This window comes from Caldanaerobacter subterraneus subsp. tengcongensis MB4 (assembly GCF_000007085.1).
Classification (GTDB): domain Bacteria; phylum Bacillota; class Thermoanaerobacteria; order Thermoanaerobacterales; family Thermoanaerobacteraceae; genus Thermoanaerobacter; species Thermoanaerobacter subterraneus.
In genome coordinates this window covers 538,054-556,666 of the sequence record NC_003869.1, presented here as the reverse complement: position 1 = coordinate 556,666, position 18,613 = coordinate 538,054, and the positions used below count along the sequence as shown (strand labels likewise).

18 protein-coding genes, 1 pseudogene and 1 riboswitch are annotated in these 18,613 nt (G+C 39.3%); of the genes and pseudogenes, 1 reads left to right on the top strand and 18 read right to left on the bottom strand.

Annotated elements, in window-relative coordinates; genetic code table 11:
• Positions 1–130: 130 nt before the first annotated feature.
• The 9 genes from TTE_RS02620 to TTE_RS02580 form a co-directional block, all read right to left on the bottom strand.
• Complete coding sequence (locus TTE_RS02620) at positions 131–1,315, bottom strand: acetyl-CoA C-acetyltransferase (RefSeq protein ID WP_011024972.1); 1,185 nt, start codon at positions 1,313–1,315, stop codon at positions 131–133.
• A 21-nt stretch (positions 1,316–1,336) separates the two neighbouring features.
• Positions 1,337–2,182, bottom strand: coding sequence for a 3-hydroxybutyryl-CoA dehydrogenase (locus tag TTE_RS02615; protein ID WP_011024971.1), 846 nt, complete (start codon positions 2,180–2,182; stop codon positions 1,337–1,339).
• A 109-nt stretch (positions 2,183–2,291) separates the two neighbouring features.
• Entirely contained in the window at positions 2,292–3,299 is a 1,008-nt protein-coding gene (locus TTE_RS02610; protein ID WP_011024970.1) for an electron transfer flavoprotein subunit alpha/FixB family protein, read from the bottom strand.
• 14 nt (positions 3,300–3,313) lie between these two features.
• Entirely contained in the window at positions 3,314–4,096 is a 783-nt protein-coding gene (locus TTE_RS02605; protein WP_011024969.1) for an electron transfer flavoprotein subunit beta/FixA family protein, read from the bottom strand.
• Positions 4,097–4,109: 13 nt separating this feature from the next.
• On the bottom strand, positions 4,110–5,252 hold the full coding sequence (locus TTE_RS02600; RefSeq protein ID WP_011024968.1) for an acyl-CoA dehydrogenase: 1,143 nt from the start codon (positions 5,250–5,252) through the stop codon (positions 4,110–4,112).
• Between the two features lie 60 nt (positions 5,253–5,312).
• Entirely contained in the window at positions 5,313–6,095 is a 783-nt protein-coding gene (locus TTE_RS02595) for a short-chain-enoyl-CoA hydratase (RefSeq protein ID WP_011024967.1), read from the bottom strand.
• 79 nt (positions 6,096–6,174) lie between these two features.
• Complete coding sequence (locus TTE_RS02590; protein WP_011024966.1) at positions 6,175–6,849, bottom strand: redox-sensing transcriptional repressor Rex; 675 nt, start codon at positions 6,847–6,849, stop codon at positions 6,175–6,177.
• Positions 6,850–6,978: 129 nt separating this feature from the next.
• Entirely contained in the window at positions 6,979–7,692 is a 714-nt protein-coding gene (locus TTE_RS02585; RefSeq protein ID WP_009611186.1) for an OmpA/MotB family protein, read from the bottom strand.
• Positions 7,673–8,494: a flagellar motor protein gene (locus TTE_RS02580; RefSeq protein ID WP_011024965.1), complete on the bottom strand. Its 822-nt coding sequence runs from the start codon at positions 8,492–8,494 to the stop codon at positions 7,673–7,675. The genes TTE_RS02585 and TTE_RS02580 overlap by 20 nt, the downstream gene beginning before the upstream one ends.
• Positions 8,495–8,621: 127 nt before the next feature.
• Here TTE_RS02580 and abc-f point away from each other — a divergent pair, with 127 nt between their 5' ends.
• Positions 8,622–10,514, top strand: coding sequence for a ribosomal protection-like ABC-F family protein (gene abc-f / locus TTE_RS02575; RefSeq protein ID WP_011024964.1), 1,893 nt, complete (start codon positions 8,622–8,624; stop codon positions 10,512–10,514).
• Between the two features lie 7 nt (positions 10,515–10,521).
• Here abc-f and TTE_RS02570 read toward each other — a convergent pair whose 3' ends face one another.
• The 9 genes and pseudogenes from TTE_RS02570 to arcA all read right to left on the bottom strand — a co-directional run bounded on the left by TTE_RS02570 (position 10,522) and on the right by arcA (position 18,432).
• Positions 10,522–11,466: a D-2-hydroxyacid dehydrogenase gene (locus tag TTE_RS02570; protein ID WP_009611181.1), complete on the bottom strand. Its 945-nt coding sequence runs from the start codon at positions 11,464–11,466 to the stop codon at positions 10,522–10,524.
• A gap of 150 nt (positions 11,467–11,616) precedes the next feature.
• Positions 11,617–12,642 (bottom strand): tRNA (adenosine(37)-N6)-threonylcarbamoyltransferase complex transferase subunit TsaD, encoded by a 1,026-nt coding sequence (tsaD, locus tag TTE_RS02565; RefSeq protein WP_011024963.1) that lies wholly within the window; start codon positions 12,640–12,642, stop codon positions 11,617–11,619.
• Between the two features lie 11 nt (positions 12,643–12,653).
• On the bottom strand, positions 12,654–13,100 hold the full coding sequence (rimI, locus tag TTE_RS02560) for a ribosomal protein S18-alanine N-acetyltransferase (RefSeq protein ID WP_041587105.1): 447 nt from the start codon (positions 13,098–13,100) through the stop codon (positions 12,654–12,656).
• Between the two features lie 3 nt (positions 13,101–13,103).
• A complete protein-coding gene (gene tsaB / locus TTE_RS02555) occupies positions 13,104–13,796 on the bottom strand; it encodes a tRNA (adenosine(37)-N6)-threonylcarbamoyltransferase complex dimerization subunit type 1 TsaB (RefSeq protein ID WP_009611185.1) in 693 nt (230 codons plus the stop codon).
• Positions 13,796–14,251 (bottom strand): tRNA (adenosine(37)-N6)-threonylcarbamoyltransferase complex ATPase subunit type 1 TsaE, encoded by a 456-nt coding sequence (gene tsaE / locus TTE_RS02550; RefSeq protein WP_011024961.1) that lies wholly within the window; start codon positions 14,249–14,251, stop codon positions 13,796–13,798. The genes tsaB and tsaE overlap by 1 nt, the downstream gene beginning before the upstream one ends.
• 83 nt (positions 14,252–14,334) lie before the next feature.
• Positions 14,335–14,919: an ECF transporter S component gene (locus TTE_RS02545; protein WP_011024960.1), complete on the bottom strand. Its 585-nt coding sequence runs from the start codon at positions 14,917–14,919 to the stop codon at positions 14,335–14,337.
• A gap of 98 nt (positions 14,920–15,017) precedes the next feature.
• A riboswitch (FMN riboswitch) is annotated at positions 15,018–15,137 on the bottom strand.
• Between the two features lie 79 nt (positions 15,138–15,216).
• A complete protein-coding gene (gene arcC / locus TTE_RS02540; protein ID WP_011024959.1) occupies positions 15,217–16,158 on the bottom strand; it encodes a carbamate kinase in 942 nt (313 codons plus the stop codon).
• A gap of 22 nt (positions 16,159–16,180) precedes the next feature.
• Positions 16,181–17,122 (bottom strand): ornithine carbamoyltransferase, encoded by a 942-nt coding sequence (gene argF / locus TTE_RS02535; protein ID WP_011024958.1) that lies wholly within the window; start codon positions 17,120–17,122, stop codon positions 16,181–16,183.
• A 69-nt stretch (positions 17,123–17,191) separates the two neighbouring features.
• Positions 17,192–18,432, bottom strand: a pseudogene (arcA, locus tag TTE_RS02530) (arginine deiminase).
• Between the last annotated feature and the right edge of the window lie 181 nt (positions 18,433–18,613).

Below are 18,613 nucleotides of genomic sequence, written 5' to 3'. Positions count from 1 at the left end.
ACGCCCCCTAAATAATAAAGGAAGGATGTATCATTTTAGTACATCTTTTGATGTCCATTATACACGTAATCGTTATAAAAAGTCAATAACCCCCGGCACAGCCGAGGGTTATTGACTTGTTTTTTCCATTTTACATCTCCACAATCATTGATATACCCATGCCACCGCCTATGCAAAGTGTAGCAAGACCTAAACGGGAACCTCTTCTTTTCATTTCGTGAAGAAGAGTCACTAAAATTCTCGCTCCACTTGCCCCAATCGGATGACCTAGAGCTATTGCACCTCCGTTTACATTCACTTTCTCCATATCAAAGTTAAGCTCTCTAGCTACTGCTATTGCTTGAGCTGCAAAAGCTTCATTGGCTTCTATAAGGTCAATGTCCTCTATCTTCAAGCCTGCCTTGTCAAGAGCTTTTCTTGTTGAGTAAATTGGACCTAGACCCATTACAGCCGGGTCAACGCCAGCGTAGGCATAAGATTTTATAGTCGCAAGAGGAGTTACGCCCAGCTCTTTTGCCTTATCTCTTGACATAACTACTACTGCAGCCGCTCCATCATTTATTCCAGAAGCATTTCCTGCTGTGACTGTTCCATCCGGCTTGAAGGCAGGTTTTAATTTCGCCAGGTCCTCCATAGTAGTTCCAAATCTAGGATGCTCATCTACCTTAAATTCAATTGGATCTCCTTTCTTCTGAGGAATGGGCACAGGAACAATCTCTTCTTCAAATTTTCCCGCTTTTATGGCAGCCTCAGCTAAGTTTTGACTTCTTAGCGCAAATTCATCCTGTTCCTGCCTTGAAATTTTGTACCTTTCTGCAATGTTCTCTGCTGTTATGCCCATGTGGTACTGATTGAAAACATCCCACAGCCCGTCATAGACCATCTCATCAACAAGCTCTCCAGAAGGCATGTTCATCCTGTAACCCCAGCGGGCATCTCTCAGTAAATACGGAGCTCTTGACATGCTTTCCATACCGCCCGCCACAACTATATCAGCATCCCCTAGCATAACAGCTTGAGCTGCCATAGCCACAGTTCTAAGTCCTGAACCACATACCATGTTTATCGTTGTAGCAGGTACCTCCACAGGAATTCCCGCTTTTACAGCAGACTGCCTCGCAGGATTTTGACCTAAGCCCGCCTGTAATATAATGCCCATGAATACTTCATCTACCTGTTCTGGAGCTACTTTTGCTCTTTTTAATGCCTCTTTTATAACAATTGCTCCTAAGTCCACTACTGGAATTCCAGCCAGGCTTCCTCCAAACTTTCCTATTGCAGTTCTCACTGCACTCACGATTACAGCTTCTCTCATATAAATCCCCCTTTTTAATTTTTATTTATATTCAAAAAATCCTTTACCAGTTTTTCTACCTAAAAAGCCCGCTCTCACCATTTTCTTTAAAAGTGGATGAGGCCTGTATTTAGGATCTCCAAATTCTTGATATAATACTTCCATTATTGCAAGAACTACATCATTCCCTATAAGGTCAGAAAGGGCAAGGGGTCCTATTGGATGGTTTGCCCCCAATTTCATGGCTTCATCAATATCCTCTGCAGAAGCTACTCCATCTGCCAAAACTCCTATAGCTTCGTTTATCATGGGAATCAAAATCCTGTTTACCACGAAACCAGGGGCTTCATTGACTTCAACTGGGGTTTTCCCAAGCTTTTGAGCCAGTTCTTTTACCGTATTGAATGTCTCATCAGAGGTCTTCATCCCTCTTATCACTTCCACCAATTTCATCACAGGTACGGGATTAAAAAAGTGCATGCCTATTACTTTTTCAGGCCTTTGAGTGCTACTTGCTATTTCTGTTATTGAAAGAGAAGAAGTGTTTGTGGCAAGTATTACCTCTTTTCTGCATACGTTATCAAGCTCTCTAAAAATTTCTTTTTTTATCTCCATATTTTCTACAGCCGCTTCAATGACAAAATCAGCTTCCCTAGCTTCGTCAATATCAACAGTGCCTCTTATTCTACTTAACACCTCGTTTTTCTTTTCTTCTGTAATTTTCCCTTTTTCTACATTTCTTTTAAGGTTACTTTCAATAACTCCTAAAGCTCTTTCTACAAATTTCATATCTATATCCCTTACTACAACTTCAAAACCATTTTCTGCAAATACCTGTGCAATTCCCGATCCCATTGTTCCTGCACCAACTACAAATATTTTTTGCATTTTGCATTTCCCTCCTAGAAATTTATTGTAAAAGAGTCAGCTGCCAAAAGGTCAGCCGCCCTTCTTGATAAACATACATAAGTCACTACTACTTTATTACATGCAAATTTTATGCCATCGCCTTTTTCTTGGCCTCTTTTATTTCTTCTATCAGGGCCGGTATTACCTTAAATAAATCTCCGACTATGCCGTAATCGGCTATCTTAAAGATGGGAGCATCGGGATTTTTATTTATAGCAACTATGGTCTTTGCACCACCCATTCCTGCAATATGCTGTATAGCTCCGCTAATTCCACAGGCTATGTAAAGCTTGGGCCTTACAGTTTTCCCTGTCTGCCCTACCTGATGGTCAGAAGAAATCCACCCCGCCTCCACCGCAGCGCGGGAAGCACCTACAACCCCTCCCAGCACTTCCGCCAGCTCTTCAATCAATTTAAATCCTTCCGGTCCCCCTACTCCCCTTCCTCCAGATACAATAATATCTGCTTCTTCTAAATTTACCTTTTGCCTTGCCTCTTTTATTATACTGATAATCTCTGTCCTTATATCTTTTTCTTCTATCACTGGTTTTATTTCAATTACTTCTCCCCTGCGCCCTTCATCCATCAAAGCTTTCTTCATAACGCCAGGCCTTATTGTTGCCATTTGGGGCCTTCTTTCGGGACAAATTATTGTAGCGATTAAATTTCCGCCAAATGCAGGCCTTATCTGCAAAAGAAGGCCATTTTCATCTATATCAAGTGCTGTACAGTCTGCCGTAAGTCCTGTGCGCATTCTCGCTGCAATTCTCGGTGCCAAATCCCTTCCTATATAGGTAGCGCCGTATAAAATAACCTCTGGCTTTAAGCTATTCGCAAGGTCACATATGACTTTTGTGTAGGCATCCGTGGTGTAGTTTTTAAGAAGAGGATGATCTATGACATACACTACATCAGCACCGTATTTTATCAATTCCTCTGCCAGCCCTTTTACTTCATATCCTACCAAAACAGCACAAGCCTTTACACCTTTTTTATCTGCAAGTCTTCGAGCCTCTCCCAATATCTCTAAAGAAACATTCATGAGTTTCTGTTCTCTTTGCTCAACAAACACCCATATATCTTTATATTCGCTCATTTTTCCAGCCTCCTTCATATAAGATGTTTTTCAACTAATCTCTGAACGAGGTTTTGTACACATTCTTTTACATTGCCTGTAAAAATCTCTCCTGCTCTCTCTGTCTCAGGGGTTGTAGTGGCTATAACTCTAGTCGGCGAACCCTTAAGTCCCACTTCCTGAGGGTCAATTCCCAATTCTGAAGCAGTTACAATTTTTACTTCTTTTTCTCTATAGGCTTCAAATATTCCCTTTATTGAAGGATATCTTGGAGTGTTAAGTTCCTTAGTTGCCGTGAGAAGCACAGGCATCTTAACTTTTATCACTTCGTAGCCATCTTCAAGTGTCCTTTTGACAATAAGGGAATCCCCTTCAACTTTTATCTCTTTAACGTATGTCACTTGAGGAATACCAAGCTGTTCAGCCAGCTGCGGTCCCACTTGAGCTGTGTCGCCATCTATAGCCTGTCTTCCACAAAATACTAAATCATACTCCAGTTTTTTAATCATCGTTGCCAAAGTTTTGGCAGTTGCACAAGTATCGGCACCTGCAAATGCCTTATCAGAAAGGAGATAAGCCTCATCGGCTCCCATCGCAAGGGCTTCTCTTAAAGCTTCTTCTGCCTGTTGTGGCCCCATAGTGATGACTGTAACCTTCCCTCCATACTTTTCTCTGATTCTTATAGCTTCTTCCAAAGCATTTTTATCCTCCGGATTTATTATACTTGGCACTCCTTCTCTTATGAGAGTCTTTGTGACAGGGTCTATCTTCACTTCACTTGTGTCAGGCACCTGCTTTATGCAAACAATAATGTTCATGATAGTTCCCTCCTTACATCTTTAAAATATTTGAAGCAATGACCATTTTCTGAACTTCTGATGTACCTTCATATATTTCCGTAATCTTTGCATCCCTCATAAGCCTTTCTACAGGATAATCTTTTGTATAGCCGTAGCCGCCAAAAATTTGCACCGCTTTAGTAGTAACCTCCATAGCCGTCTCTGAGGCAAAAAGTTTTGCCATTGCGGCTTCCATGCTGTAACTTAAGTTGTTTTCCTTTCTCCAGGCAGCATAATAGACAAGATGTCTGGCTGCACTCACCTTTGTTGCCATCTCGGCAATATACCACTGCAACCCTTGAAATTTCCCTATAGGCCTTCCAAACTGTTGCCTTTCCTTTACATATTTTATAACTTCATCCAAAGCTGCCTGAGCAATTCCTAGAGCTTGAGCACCAATGCCTATTCTCCCACCATCTAAAGTCACCATAGCTATCTTAAATCCTTCCCCTTCTTTGCCGAGCAAATTTTCTTTTGGCACTATACAGTCTTCAAAAACCAGTTCTGCCGCCCTTGAACCCCTTATCCCCATCTTCTCTTCTATTTTACCTATAGAAAAACCCGGAAAGCCTTTTTCTACAATAAAGGCACTTATCCCTTTAGCTCCTTGAGATTTATCTGTCTTAGCAAAAACTATATATACATCCGCCACACCACCATTGGTAATGAAGATTTTACAGCCGTTTAATACATAATGGTCCCCTTCTAACGTAGCAGTTGTTTGAATGCCTGCTGCATCAGTTCCAGCGTTAGGCTCTGTCAAAGCAAAAGCCCCTAATTTCTCCCCTCTTGCAAGTGGTACAAGGTATTTTTCTTTTTGCTCTTTTGTTCCCCACTGGAAAATAGGAAAACATGCTAGTGATGTATGGGCAGAAAGTATCACCCCTGTAGCTGCACAAGCGCGAGATATTTCTTCAACAGTGATGATGTAACTTATGTAATCTCCTCCTGCTCCTCCATATTCCTTTGGATAGGGAATCCCCATCATATCGGCATTCGCCATTTTTTTAACGTTATCCCATGGAAACTCCCCTGTTCTATCAATTTCTTTTGCGCGTGGCATAATCTCCTTCTCTGCAAATTCCCTCACTACTTTTCTCACCATCTCTTGTTCTCTGGTAAAAGAAAAATCCATATACACTCCTCCTTTTTGATATTTTTTTAACATTCTAGGGTACAGTGAGGGGCATTCCCCTCATCTTCCTTCAAATTTAGGAGCTCTCTTCTCTAAAAAAGCTGCCATGCCCTCTTTTTGATCCTGTGTACCAAAACACATGGCAAAAGCATTGGCCTCATATTCCATGCCTGAATCGATATCAACTTCGAGGCTTTTGTTTATAGCTTCTTTAGCCAGTGATACTGCCACAAGCCCTTTTGACATTATCTTTTTTGCAATACCATAAGCTTCCTCTAAAAGTTTATCTTGTTCTACTACTTTTGAAATAAGGCCTATTCTCAAAGCCTCCTCTGCATCTATCATATCTCCAGTGTATATGAGTTCTTTCGCTTTTGAAACACCTACAATTCGAGGTAGCCTCTGCGTACCACCAAATCCCGGTATAATTCCAAGTCCTACTTCTGGCTGACCAAATTTTGCATTACGACTTGCAATCCTTATATCGCAAGCCAAAGCAAGTTCACATCCTCCTCCAAGAGCGTATCCATTCACAGCAGCAATGACTGGCTTCTTCACAAGTTCAATCTTTCTAAATACCTTCTGACCTAACTCAGCAAACTTTTTCGCCTCAAATACGCTCATGTCCTTCATTTCAGAAATATCTGCTCCTGCCACAAATGCCTTTTCTCCTGCACCAGTTATAACTATAACTTTTACCCCATCGTCATTTTGCAAAACTTCTAAAACATTTTCTAATTCTTCAAGAGTCTCTGTGTTTAATGCATTTAAAGCCTTTGGCCTGTTAATTGTGATTGTGGCAATCCCCTTTTCAATTTTCACTTCTATGTTTTTATATTCCACCAAAGTCACCCTCCTTTTGAGTTTTCGCTTTTAATATTTTATGCAAAAATCATGCCAAAATAAAAAGTAGATGGACATTTCATCCATCTACTTTCACTGTTTCCCCTTTAAGCTTTTTAAATAGCTCTTCTTCATTCAATCTGTAAGATATGGTAAAAAGACTGTCGCTCAAGTGGACATTCTCTAAAATTACATCGTCGGGCACTTTTAAATCTATTGGTGAAAAATTCCATATAGCCTTAATCCCAGCTTTTACTAATCTGTCAGCAGTGTACTGGGCATTGTCTTTGGGAATACACAGTATTGCTATATCTATGTGGTTGTTAGCTATGAATTCTTCCACTTTTTCTACATCCATTACCTCTACATCTCTTATCTTCAATCCAAACAGCCTTGGGTTTATGTCAAATATGCCTTTTAAATTGAATCCAGACTTCTCAAATCGAGTATAATTGGCAATCGCTTGTCCTAAATTGCCAGCGCCTATTATGATAGTGTTATAGGTTTTGTCAAGGCCTAAAATTTTGGTCAGATTATTGTAAAGCTCCTCAACATTATAGCCATATCCTTGCTGGCCAAAACCTCCGAAATTATTGAGGTCCTGCCTTATTTGAGAAGCAGTAACGCCCATTCTCTCGCTGAGCTCTTTTGAAGAAATCCTCTTTATATCATTTTTTAAAAGTTCCTCTAAGCACCTGTGATATCTTGGGAGCCTTCTTATAACGGCCATAGATACTATAGTTTTTTTGCTCACTGTCCTCACCTCATTCTACTATGTATTTGAAATTATACAACATTGTAAATTTCTTGTCAATGAAACAAAAACATAGTAGAATATGAGGAATTATTAAAATTTTTTATGGCCGTTATAAAAAATTTATAACTACTGGGTCTTTGGCTCCCATTTATTGTATTCGGTATTCATTATCACAATGTCTACTCTCCTGTTTAACCTCCTGTGCTCTTCCGAATCATTAGGAACGATAGGTCGGTATTCCCCATATCCTACCGCAGAAATTCTCTGGGGCTCTATTCCAACTTCGTTTACCAATATTTTCACTACAGTAGTGGCTCTTATCACAGAAAGCTCCCAGTTAGAGTCAAATTTTTGGTTGTGTATAGGAAGGTCATCAGTAAACCCTTCCACTCTTATATAGTTAGGCAAATTTTTCAACATTTTTCCTATTTTTATTAATACTTCTTTTTCCTCGGGATGGACATCTGCAGAACCGAGGTCAAAAAGCAACGTGTCCTGCAAGCTCACTACAAGTCCTCTTTCATCCCTATAGGTGGATACCATTCCCTGGAGATTGCTCTCTTTTATAAAAGCCTGAAGCTGAGCCTGCACTTCCCCAAGATTGTCCTTATTTTCCGCATTGCCCGGAACTACGCTTTTGCCGCTGTACTTTCCTAGTATATAATTTGTACCTGTAAAAGTCTTGCTCAAAGAACCGGCAAGCTGTGCAAATTTAGCCGCGTTTAACGTGCTCATGGTGTACATGACTATAAAAAATATGAGAAGCAAAGTTATCATATCAGAATAAGTGAGAAGCCATCTCTCATGATTCGGTTTGGATTCATCTTCCAATCTCCTCATTTAACTCCACTCTGCCTTTCTCTGTTATTGTGCCTCTCTTATCGTTAGTGATGAAAGTCAAAAGCTTTCTCTCAAGGATTCTCGGGTTTTCACCCGCCTGCAGTGAAAGGCTGCCTTCTAATATAAGCTCTCTCTCCGTAGTTTTTATCTTTGCCTTGTTTTTTAATTTCTGGGCAATTGGAAGCCAGAAAAGGTTGGCAGAGCTAACGCCGTACAGCGTAGCAATAAAAGCCATGGCTATTGCAGGCCCCAGTTTTTCTGGCTCACTTATGCTGCTCAAAACGTGAACAAGTCCCATAACTGTACCTATAATTCCCATGGTAGGCGCGTAACCGCCCGCCGCCTCAAAAATGCCTGCCTCTTTTTTGGCCTGCATGTCTTCCATATAAATCTTATTTTCCATCGTGGTCTTAATAAGCTCCATGTCAGAACCGTCTACCACCAGCTCAAGGCATTCTTTCAAAATAGGATCAAACTTATTTATCTCTTCAGACTCTATCTCAGATTCAAGGCTCAAAAGCCCTTCACTTCTAGCTTTTTGCGCAAGATAGGTAAAATATTTTATTATCTCCATGTAATTTTCCTTTTCATCTTTAAAGGCTTTCACCAAAAGCGCGGGAACCTTTTTTATATCCTCTAAAGAATATGAAGTTATAGTAGCTCCAATAGTACCCCCAAACACTATCAAGGCTGCAGAAACTCCTAACAAAGAACCAATTGTTCCGCCTTCAAGAGTAAAAGCATAGACTAAAGACCCTACACCAATTATAATACCCACTATTGTCGCAATGTCCAATTTCATCACCTTCCATCTCAAAAATGAGCTCATTATTCTTTATCGACAAATTTTGAAAAAAAGTTAGCCTTTCACACTTTCGCAAAACAAATTTTTTTGGTATATTTAATATGACGAACAGGAGGTCTTAACCATGGCAGTAATAACTGTAAATAACCTCACAAAAAGTTACGGTGTCGATATAATTCTACAAAATATTTCTTTTATAGTCAACGAAGGCGACAAAATAGGAGTAATTGGAGAAAATGGGGCTGGAAAATCCACTTTATTTAACATACTAGCAGGCACGCTTGAACCTGACAGTGGAAGTATTTTTGTCTCTGCCAATAAAATTGGATATTTGAAGCAAAACACTTTGATTGACTCAGAAAAGAGCATATATGAAGAAGTAAAATCTGTTTTTGCAGAAATATTTCAGTTGGAAAATAAAATCAAAGCTTTAGAAGAAAAGATATCTAATACTAAAGACCATAATTTGCTTGAGAAACTTTTTGAAGAATACTCTTTTTTAATGGACAAATACAATGAACTGGAGGGTTATTCTGTAGAAAGCAAGGTAAGAGGAGTGTTAAATGGACTGGGGTTTGATATGTCCCAATTTGATACACCTGTATCAAATTTAAGCGGGGGACAAAAGACCCGTTTGATGCTTGCCAAAATACTTCTTCTCAATCCAGATGTACTACTTTTAGACGAACCTACCAATCATCTGGACATAAGGTCTTTAGAGTGGCTTGAACAATACCTAAAATTTTATTCTGGCACTCTGCTCATAATATCTCACGATAGGTACTTTTTAGACAAAGTAGTAAACAAAATATTCGAAATTGAAAATCATCACTTAAAAGTGTACGAAGGCAATTACACAGAATATTTAAAAAAGAAAAAAGAAGAGGTACAAGCGAAATTAAAAGCTTATGAAGAGCAGCAAAAAGAGATAAAGCGAATCAAATCAATAATAGAAACTCAAAGAAACAGAAGAACAGAAAAATCAGTAAAAATGGCCCAGAGTAAGGAAAAACTCTTAGAAAAAATGGAAATAATAGAAAAGCCTTTTTTGAATAAAAATTCTATAAAGCTGAAGTTCAATTTCGATATAGAGAGCGGAAACGATGTGTTAACTGTTAAAAATCTCTCTTTGAAATTTGACAGGCCTGTTTTTTCGAATGTCTCTTTTGATGTGAAAAAAGGAGAAAAAATTGCTCTTCTAGGTCCAAACGGAGCAGGAAAGACCTCTCTTTTAAGAATTATAGCAGGTGAAATTAAAGAATTTGAAGGAGAAATAAAATTTGGAACAAACGTAGTGACAGGCTATTATGAGCAGGAATTTAAGAGTTTAAACCCAGAAAAAACGGTGCTGGATGAAATATGGGATGAAAACCCATATCTCACACAGACAGAGGTAAGAACTTTACTCGCATCTTTTCTCTTCAAAGATGAAGAAGTTTTCAAAACTGTGGCCTCTTTAAGCGGCGGAGAAAAAGCAAGACTTGCTCTTCTTAAACTCCTCTTATCAAAAGCTAATTTTCTGTTGCTGGATGAACCTACAAACCACTTGGACTTAAAAGCAAAAGAAGTCCTAGAAGAATCTTTACTGGGTTATTCGGGAACAGTGTTATTCGTATCCCATGACAGATATTTTATAGATAAAATCGCAACAAAAGTAATGATACTAAGTGCTGAAGGGGTAGAAGTGTACCTTGGCAATTACAGTTACTATATAGCAAAGAAGCAGCAATTAGAAGTACAACAAGAGGAACCACCCAAAAAGACAAAAACACAAATAAAAAATGAACGTCAAAAAGAAAGGCTTTTAAGGCTTAAACTAAAAGAACAGAGAGAATACCTCAAAAACCTTGAAAATTCAATCTATCAGGCAGAAGACAGATTAAAAGAACTGGAAGAAAAAATGTGCAATGTAGAAATTTATAAAACGGGAGAAATTGTAGAAATACAGAAAGAATACACTGCCCTAAAAGAAAAACTAGAAGAAATGTACAGGGAATGGGAAAAATTAAGCGGGTAAAACCCGCTTAATACCCCTTGTGAAGGTCCACAATATTTTTAAGAGGCTTTCCTTCTTTATATGCTTTTAAGTTGTACCTTAATATCTCCATTGCCCTCTTCATATAGTGAGGAGTCACCCCTGCAGTGTGAGGAGTGATTATCACATTTTCCATCTCCCACAAAGGGCTTTTTTCACTCAAAGGCTCTTCTTCAAAAACATCAAGAGCTGCTCCACCTATAGTGCCTTTCTGCAATGCTTCAATAAGCTCTTCTTCTTTTACCACCTTGCCCCTTCCGACATTTATAAAAATAGCTTCTTTTTTCATCCTTTCAAAGACATTTTTCCCTATCAAGTGATACGTCTCCTTGGTAAGGGGGAGTATTGATATGACATAGTCAGCCTCTGAAAGGATGTCACATTCACCAATAGAAGTATACATCTTCTCTACATAAGGAGAGGGTCTACCTGAACTGCGTACCCCATATATTTTCATTCCAAACTCTTTTAAAAGCCTTGCAATCTCTTCCCCTATGCTGCCAACTCCTATGATGAGAGCTATTTTCCCTGTCAATTCTGATACTCTCACTGACCTATCCCATACTTTTTTAAGTTGATTCCTCAAAAATACGTGCAAACTCCTCTCAAACATGAGCATGTAACCTAATACCTGCTGAGAAATTTGGTATTTATGTACATCTCTCGAATTTGTCACGACGACTCCTTTTTCTCTCAGCTTCTCAAAAGGCAATGTATCAGCTCCAGCGCTTAAAAGGTGAATCCATTTGAGGTTTGGTGCTTTGTCTACTGCCTCTTCTCTAAACTCAAAATCAAAGCTAATGATTATCTCGGCATCTTTGTAGTCTTCCTCTTTCACTTCTTCCGCAGGAACTACTCTATACCCTTCCATCACCCTCCTAATCTCCTCAATATAATCCTCTTTCACCTTCGTAAAAAGCAAAATATTCTTCATTTCAAATTCCCCCTCTATTTATTTTTAATAAATTTTTTTCTCATTTCATTCCAGTAAATGAAATGAAATATAGTTAAGCACAATATCCACAGAGTTATCCACAAACAGAAAAACTCAAAATTTCTGTTTTATCGACAGTTTTCCCCAATTCTAACAATCACTTTCCCCAATTTTGAGATATGGAATGGCATTTAAATCCATCCCTGAAAATTTTCCTTTTACAAAATCGTAATAGGCAGCTGCAGCTATCATTGCACCGTTGTCTGTGCAATAAATTTTTTCAGGATAATAGACAGAAAGCCCAAACTTTTTCGCATCCTCTTCTAATTTTTGCCTTAAGAAGCCGTTAGAAGCAACACCTCCTGCTATGGAAACTTTGCTGACATTTTTAAACCTCGCTGCCTCCACCAATTTTTTCACCAAAACCTCCACTATATTTCTCTGGAAGCTGGCGGCAACGTCATAAATATTTACTTCTTCTCCCTTTTGCTTCTGCCTGTTGAGGTAATTCAAAACAGCAGTCTTTACCCCGCTAAAACTGAAATCAAAATTTCCTTCTTCCATAAAAGACTTTGGAAACTCGATCGCCTCCATATTCCCAAGCTTTGCAGCTTTTTCAATAGCCGGACCTCCGGGATATCCCAATCCCAACGCCCTAGCCACCTTATCAAAAGCTTCTCCAGCTGCATCATCCAAAGTTTTCCCCATTACCTCATATTCCCCATAGTCCTTCACATAAACTATATGGCTGTGTCCACCAGATGCTACAAGACAAACAAAAGGCGGCGTTAAATTACCACCTATATAATTTGCCGCAATGTGCCCGTCAATGTGATTAACTCCGATGAAAGGTTTCCCTTTAGCATAGGCTAAAGCTTTACCGTAAGATAAACCAACTAAAAGAGGGCCTACAAGCCCTGGCCCGTATGTAGCGGCTATTGCATCCACTTCATCAAGACTTAGCTTCGCCTCATTGAGCGCTTCTTCTACCACAAATGAAATCGCTTCAATGTGCTTTCTTGATGCAATTTCAGGCACCACACCGCCGTACTTTTTGTGCACATTTATTTGAGAGTATATGACATTTGAAAGCACTTCTTTTCCGTTTTTCACAACCCCCGCAGCCGTTTCATCGCAGGAAGTCTCTATTCCTAAAATTACAATGTCTTTCGCCATTTCCACCACCACTACAAATCGTATTTCCACATCACTATAGCATCTTCATTGTTATCCTGATAATATCCTTCCCTTCTGCCTAAAACTTTAAAGCCGAACTTTTTATAGAGGTTTTGGGCAACTAAGTTAGACTCTCTAACTTCAAGCGTCATAGAGGTAATACCGTTTTTCTTAGCAAGGTCAATCAACCCTTCCATTAATCTGCTTCCTATTCCTTTACCTCTGTACTCTGGATGAACCGCTATGTTTGTTATATGCCCTTCATCCAGCACCACCCAAAAGCCAGCGTATCCCACAACTTTTTTATCAACCTCTGCCACTATATACCTTGCACAGCTGTTCTTTGTAACCTCTCCCACAAAAGCTTCTCTAGACCATGGTGTAGTAAAACTCAACTTCTCTATCTCCATCACTTCATCTATATCATCTTCTGTCATCGGCCTTATAATAACTTCCATCAATTAACTCCCCTCGCCCCCAAATCGAATCTCCGCAGCAGACTTCCTTATATAAACAGGCTTAAAATCGAAAAAGTTTATTATTTCGTTTTTCTTTATCTTTAAGACAGCGATCTCTCCTAAAGAAGAAGCCCTTGCCATGTTGTCTTTATCCTTAGCAAATAAAACTCTATCTCCCAATATTTCATAGATACTATCCTTATAGACGTTTACTCCTTCTCCCACAAATAAAACTTTATCGGAATAATTCTCAACAATCTTAGAAATCTCTTCTATGGAATAGACATCTTGCTTTTCAATCACCTCAAAATCTTTTCCCCTAACCAGCATTCCGTATACCTGCCCATTTAAAGCATCCAGTATTGGGCAAATCAATCCATCAAACTCACTAACATTGTATGCTAAAGACAGAAGAGAAGACACTCCTACCACAGGGATGTTAAGTGCATGAGCCAATCCCTTTGCTGTTGCTGCTCCAATTCTTAAACCTGTAAAAGATCCTGGTCCTTCAGAGACAGCTATATGAGTGATGTCTCTTATTGAAACACCGCACCTTTTTAAAAGTTCATCTATCATTGGCATCAAAATTACAGAATGCTTAAGGTAGTTTATTGAATACTCGCCAACTATCCCGTTATCATCCACCAATGCCACTCCAGCCGTCCTGGAAGAAGACTCAATTGCCAAAACCTTCATCAATCCATCTCCTTTAGCAGTTCTTCATATCTTTTCCCAAAAGCGTTTAAAGTTATAATTCTCAAATCCTCCTCTTCACCTTTTTCAATGAGCACTTCTAGCCTCTCCTTTGGAATAAGAGGCCCCAGCCTTTCTGGCCACTCAACTGCGCACACCGCTTCATTATAAAAATATTCTTCATATCCTATCTCGTAAAGCTCAGCGTAATCGTCAATCCTGTAAAGGTCAAAATGATAAAATTTCTCTCTTCCATGGTATTCATTGACCAAAGTAAAGGTAGGACTTGTCACTTCACCTTCAATACCTAATCCCTTCCCAATCCCCTTTGCAAAAACCGTCTTCCCGCTGCCCAAATCTCCATAGAGAAGCACTATATCTCCTTTTTTTAACAATTTCCCAAGCTTTTCCCCTAAATTTTTGGTATCTTCCATGCTCTTTGAGATGTATTTTTTCATCTGCCCTGTCACCTCATACAGCTTATAACTTTATTATATACTAACTTCATAAAAAATAAAAACCCTCATGGAAGAGGGTTAAACTAAGCTTTAAAAAGTGGAGAAATCTTTTTGTAAATCAAAAATGTAATCGCAGAAATGACAAAGCCTTTTAAAAGGTTAAACGGAAAAATCCCATAAGCTATCAAAGTCTTTAAATCCACAATCCTTTTATTCGCCATCTTACCCATCCCTATTATGGCATCCATAGGAAATCCCATGACCTTCTGGTACAAGGGCAAAAACACGTAATAATTGAGTAAAGAAGCAGAAACTGACATCACCAAGGTCGCAACAGCCATCGCTATTAAAGCAGTTTTGCGAGTTTTATTGAGGTGATATATTAAACCGGCAGTTGCCACAAAAATAGCTCCCACTGTAAAGTTGGCTATTTCTCCAATACCTCCTGATTGAGTAATTGTTGCGTGCAGTATGTTTTTTATAAGCTCCACCATCACCCCATACAAAGGTCCAATCGCAAAAGAAGCTACCAGTGCAGGTATATCGCTCAAGTCAAGCTTCAAAAACCCCGGAAATAGCGGCACCTGAAATTCTAAGTACATCAAGATAAAAGCTGTAGCTGAAAGAAAACCTACCTTTACTAAAGCTTGTGTTTTAACTTTTTCCATAAATACACCTCCAACTTTTGCTTTTTCTATTAAAAAACCCCTGAAGACAAATCTTCAGGGGTTTTTTACAAATAATTTACACAAATAGGCACAAAAAAGTAAATCTTCTCCCATCCGGACTTTTACCGTCGGCCTCGGAATTTCACCGAGTCAACCGCATATGCGGCTCGCAGGCTTTCACTGCCGGTCGGGAATTCCACCCTGCCCCGAAGATTTTACTTTCAATCAAATATTCAATTGGTTATTTTTATTTTCTCACCTTTCTATTTGTTTGTCAATAGTTTTACAAAATTTTTTCTACAGGGTTATCACAGTCCCTGCTTTGCCTTCTAAAGCCTCTACGGCTTTATCCAGAGAAGTTATTATTGCGCGCCTTCCCACTTTTGACTTTGCGAATCTAACTGCAGCCTTTACTTTGGGATACATGCTGCCAGGAGCAAAATGTCCCTCTTCCATGTACTTTATAGCCTCTTCAACTGTCATCCTGTCCAAAAACTTTTGATTTGGCTTGTTGTAATTTATTGCAACTTTTTCTACAGCTGTTAAAATCAAGAGCACATCTGCATCTATATCCTCTGCCAATTTTTCAGAAGCCAAATCTTTGTCAATTACTGCTGCAACTCCTTTTAATTTGCCATTCTCTCTAATAACCGGAATTCCTCCTCCTCCCACTGTTATAACTATTACGCCATTTTTCTCTAGCAATTTTATCGTGTTAATTTCCACTATTTCTTTAGGGTCAGGGGAAGGAACAACTCTCCTATAGCCCCTTCCACTATCTTCCACCATCTCATAGCCTTTTTCTCTCATGAGTATTTCTGCTTCTTCTTTTGTGTAAAAAGGCCCAATCGGCTTAGTAGGCTTTTTAAATGCAGGATCGTTTTTATCAACTACCACCTGAGTTATTACAGTAGCAACTTCTTTTTTTATATTTCTCTCCTTCAACACTTCTCCCAAAGCCTGCTGTATCATATAGCCTATCATTCCCTGGCTTTCTGCGCCACACACATCAAAAGGCATTGCAGGTACAATCTTCGATGCCACTTCATTCTGTATCACTATGTTGCCCACCTGAGGCCCATTTCCATGGGTTATAACTATGGAATATCCTCTTTCAATAATATCAGCAAGATACCCAGCTGTCCTCCTCACGACTTCCATCTGCGCCTCTGCAGTAGGAGGGGTGTTCACATCCTGCAGGGCGTTGCCTCCTAAAGCCACAACAACTCTCTCTCTCATACCTTTCTCCCCTAAGTTTAAATTAAAGCAAAGTAGCAATCAGAACAGCCTTAATGGTGTGTTTTCTATTCTCTGCTTGGTCCCAAACTCTTGATTGCTTGCCTTCTATAACCTCAAAAGTGACTTCCTGCCCTTTTACCGCCGGTAAGCAATGCAAGAATATCGTGTCATCTCTTCCTGTCTTTTTCATCATTTCTTCATTCACCTGATATGGCCTTAAAAGCCTTTCCCTTTCCTCTGCCTTTGCTTCTTCTCCCATTGAAGCCCACACGTCAGTATAGATGGCATCTGCTCCTTCAAGACCTTCTCCAGGTACACTTGTGAGTTCGAAAGTTCCTCCATTTTCTGCGGCCATATCTTTAATTTCCTTTATAAAGGACTCCGAAGGCCAGAGCTCCTTTGGTGAATTTATCACATAGTGCATGCCCATTTTTGCACAACCTATAGCCAGAGTATTAGCCATATTGTTTCTTCCGTCTCCTACAAATACAAGTTTTCTTCCCTTTAAACTGCCAAATTCCTCTTCTATTGTCATCAAATCGGCTAACACCTGAGTTGGATGATACTCATCAGTCAAACCATTGTATACAGGGACCCCGGCATACTTAGCTAGGATCTCCACTGTCTCCTGCTTGAAACCTCTGAACTCTATCGCATCAAACATTCTGCCTAAAACTCTTGCGGTGTCCTCAATTGACTCTTTTGCCCCTAACTGTATGTCATCTGTAGACAGAAATACCGGATGCCCTCCTTCTTCTCCAAAGGCAGTCTCAAAAGCACAACGAGTTCTCGTTGACCTTTTTTCAAATATCAAAGCAATAGTCTTACCTACAAACCTCTGATGCACTATTCCAGCCTTTCTCTCCGCCTTTACCTGTTTCGCAATGTCCAAAAGATACCTTATCTCCTGTGGAGTGTACTCTTTTAAAGTAAGAAGACTTCTACCCTTTAAATTGAATGCCATAGCCATCCTCCTTTTGTAAATTTGCCTTAAAATATTTTATCTTATCCTCAATCCTTTAGTCAAGCTTTTTTAGATTTCCTCTCTTAAAAGAGGCATAGACATGCATCTGGGCCTCCCCGCCCTCTGACAAGCTCAGAACCCTCTATTTCCACCACTTTTATACCGTGCTCTCTCAAAGTCGTGTTAGTTATTTCATTCCTGTTATAAGCCATCACAACCCCTGGAGCAATAGCCAATGTATTAGTACTGTCATTCCACTGTTCTCTCGCCCCTGTTATTTCATCACCTCCCCCGCTCTCTATTAGAGTCACTTTATCAAGCCCCAAAGAATTCTCCAGAACTTTTACAAAATTTTCTTCTGCTTTAACCTTTATTTTCCCATTTTCTCCTCTAGTTATTGTGTACACTTTTAATTTTTCCTTTATGCTCGGGTATATTAAGAATTTGTCCACATCCACCATCGTAAAAACTGTATCCAAATGCATAAAAGTTCTCTTCTTAGGTATTTCAACGGCAATAATTTTTTCAACCTCTCCTCTCTCTAAAAGAAAGGATGAAACTTCTTCCACAGCGTGAGGAGATGTCCTCTCACTTATGCCAATTGCCACAACTTTTTTGTTTAAAACTAGTATGTCTCCCCCTTCAATTGGATAATCTGCCCTGTAATCGTACAGCATTTGATTCTGATTTCCCCTGAACTCCTTGGAATATTTGAAGACGTACTTTACAAGCATTGCCTCCCTTTTTCTAGCATTTGTCTTCATGCTGCTTACCACTATCCCATCCCCTATAACTGCTGCAGGGTCCCTCATAAAATAGCAGTTGGGCAGAGGAGGAATGAAAAAAGGAGAATCTTCGTACACATAGTCTACCAGAGTTTGAGGCTTTATTTCAGAAAGCTCTTTTCTCAAAAGCCCGGCGATAGCATAGTGTACCAGCTCTTTTGGACTTTTTTCTCTCAAAAAGTTTGTAATTGTTTTCTTAATCTCCAGAGAGGTATTCATGTAAGAGACAAGGTCGTATATAAAAAACTCTTTTATTCCATCATCCTCTAACACTTCTTCAAGCAACTCTTCCAGGTAGTATACAGTAACTCCATTTTCCTTTAAGGTCTCTGCAAATCTGTCATGCTCTTCCTGTATCCTTTTAAGCCATGGGATGTCGTCAAATAAAAGCTCATTCAAAAACTCTGGAGTAAGTCTTTCTAATTCTTTACCGGGCCTGTGGAGAAGCACTGCTTTCAATTTCCCAACTTCTGAATTGACCTGTAACTGCAACCTCGCTACCCCCTCTACATCTTTCCTCAGCATATAGTATAAAGCATTAACTGGACTTTTGCAATTTAACCCGATAAATTAGTGTAAACGTTTTGTATAAAAATAATCTGAAGGTTTAAATAATTATTCAAACTGCATACTAAAGGTAGAAAAAACGGCAAAATTTCAGAAAACAGCTGAATAAAAATAAATATTCGGCAAAGTTCATGAATAA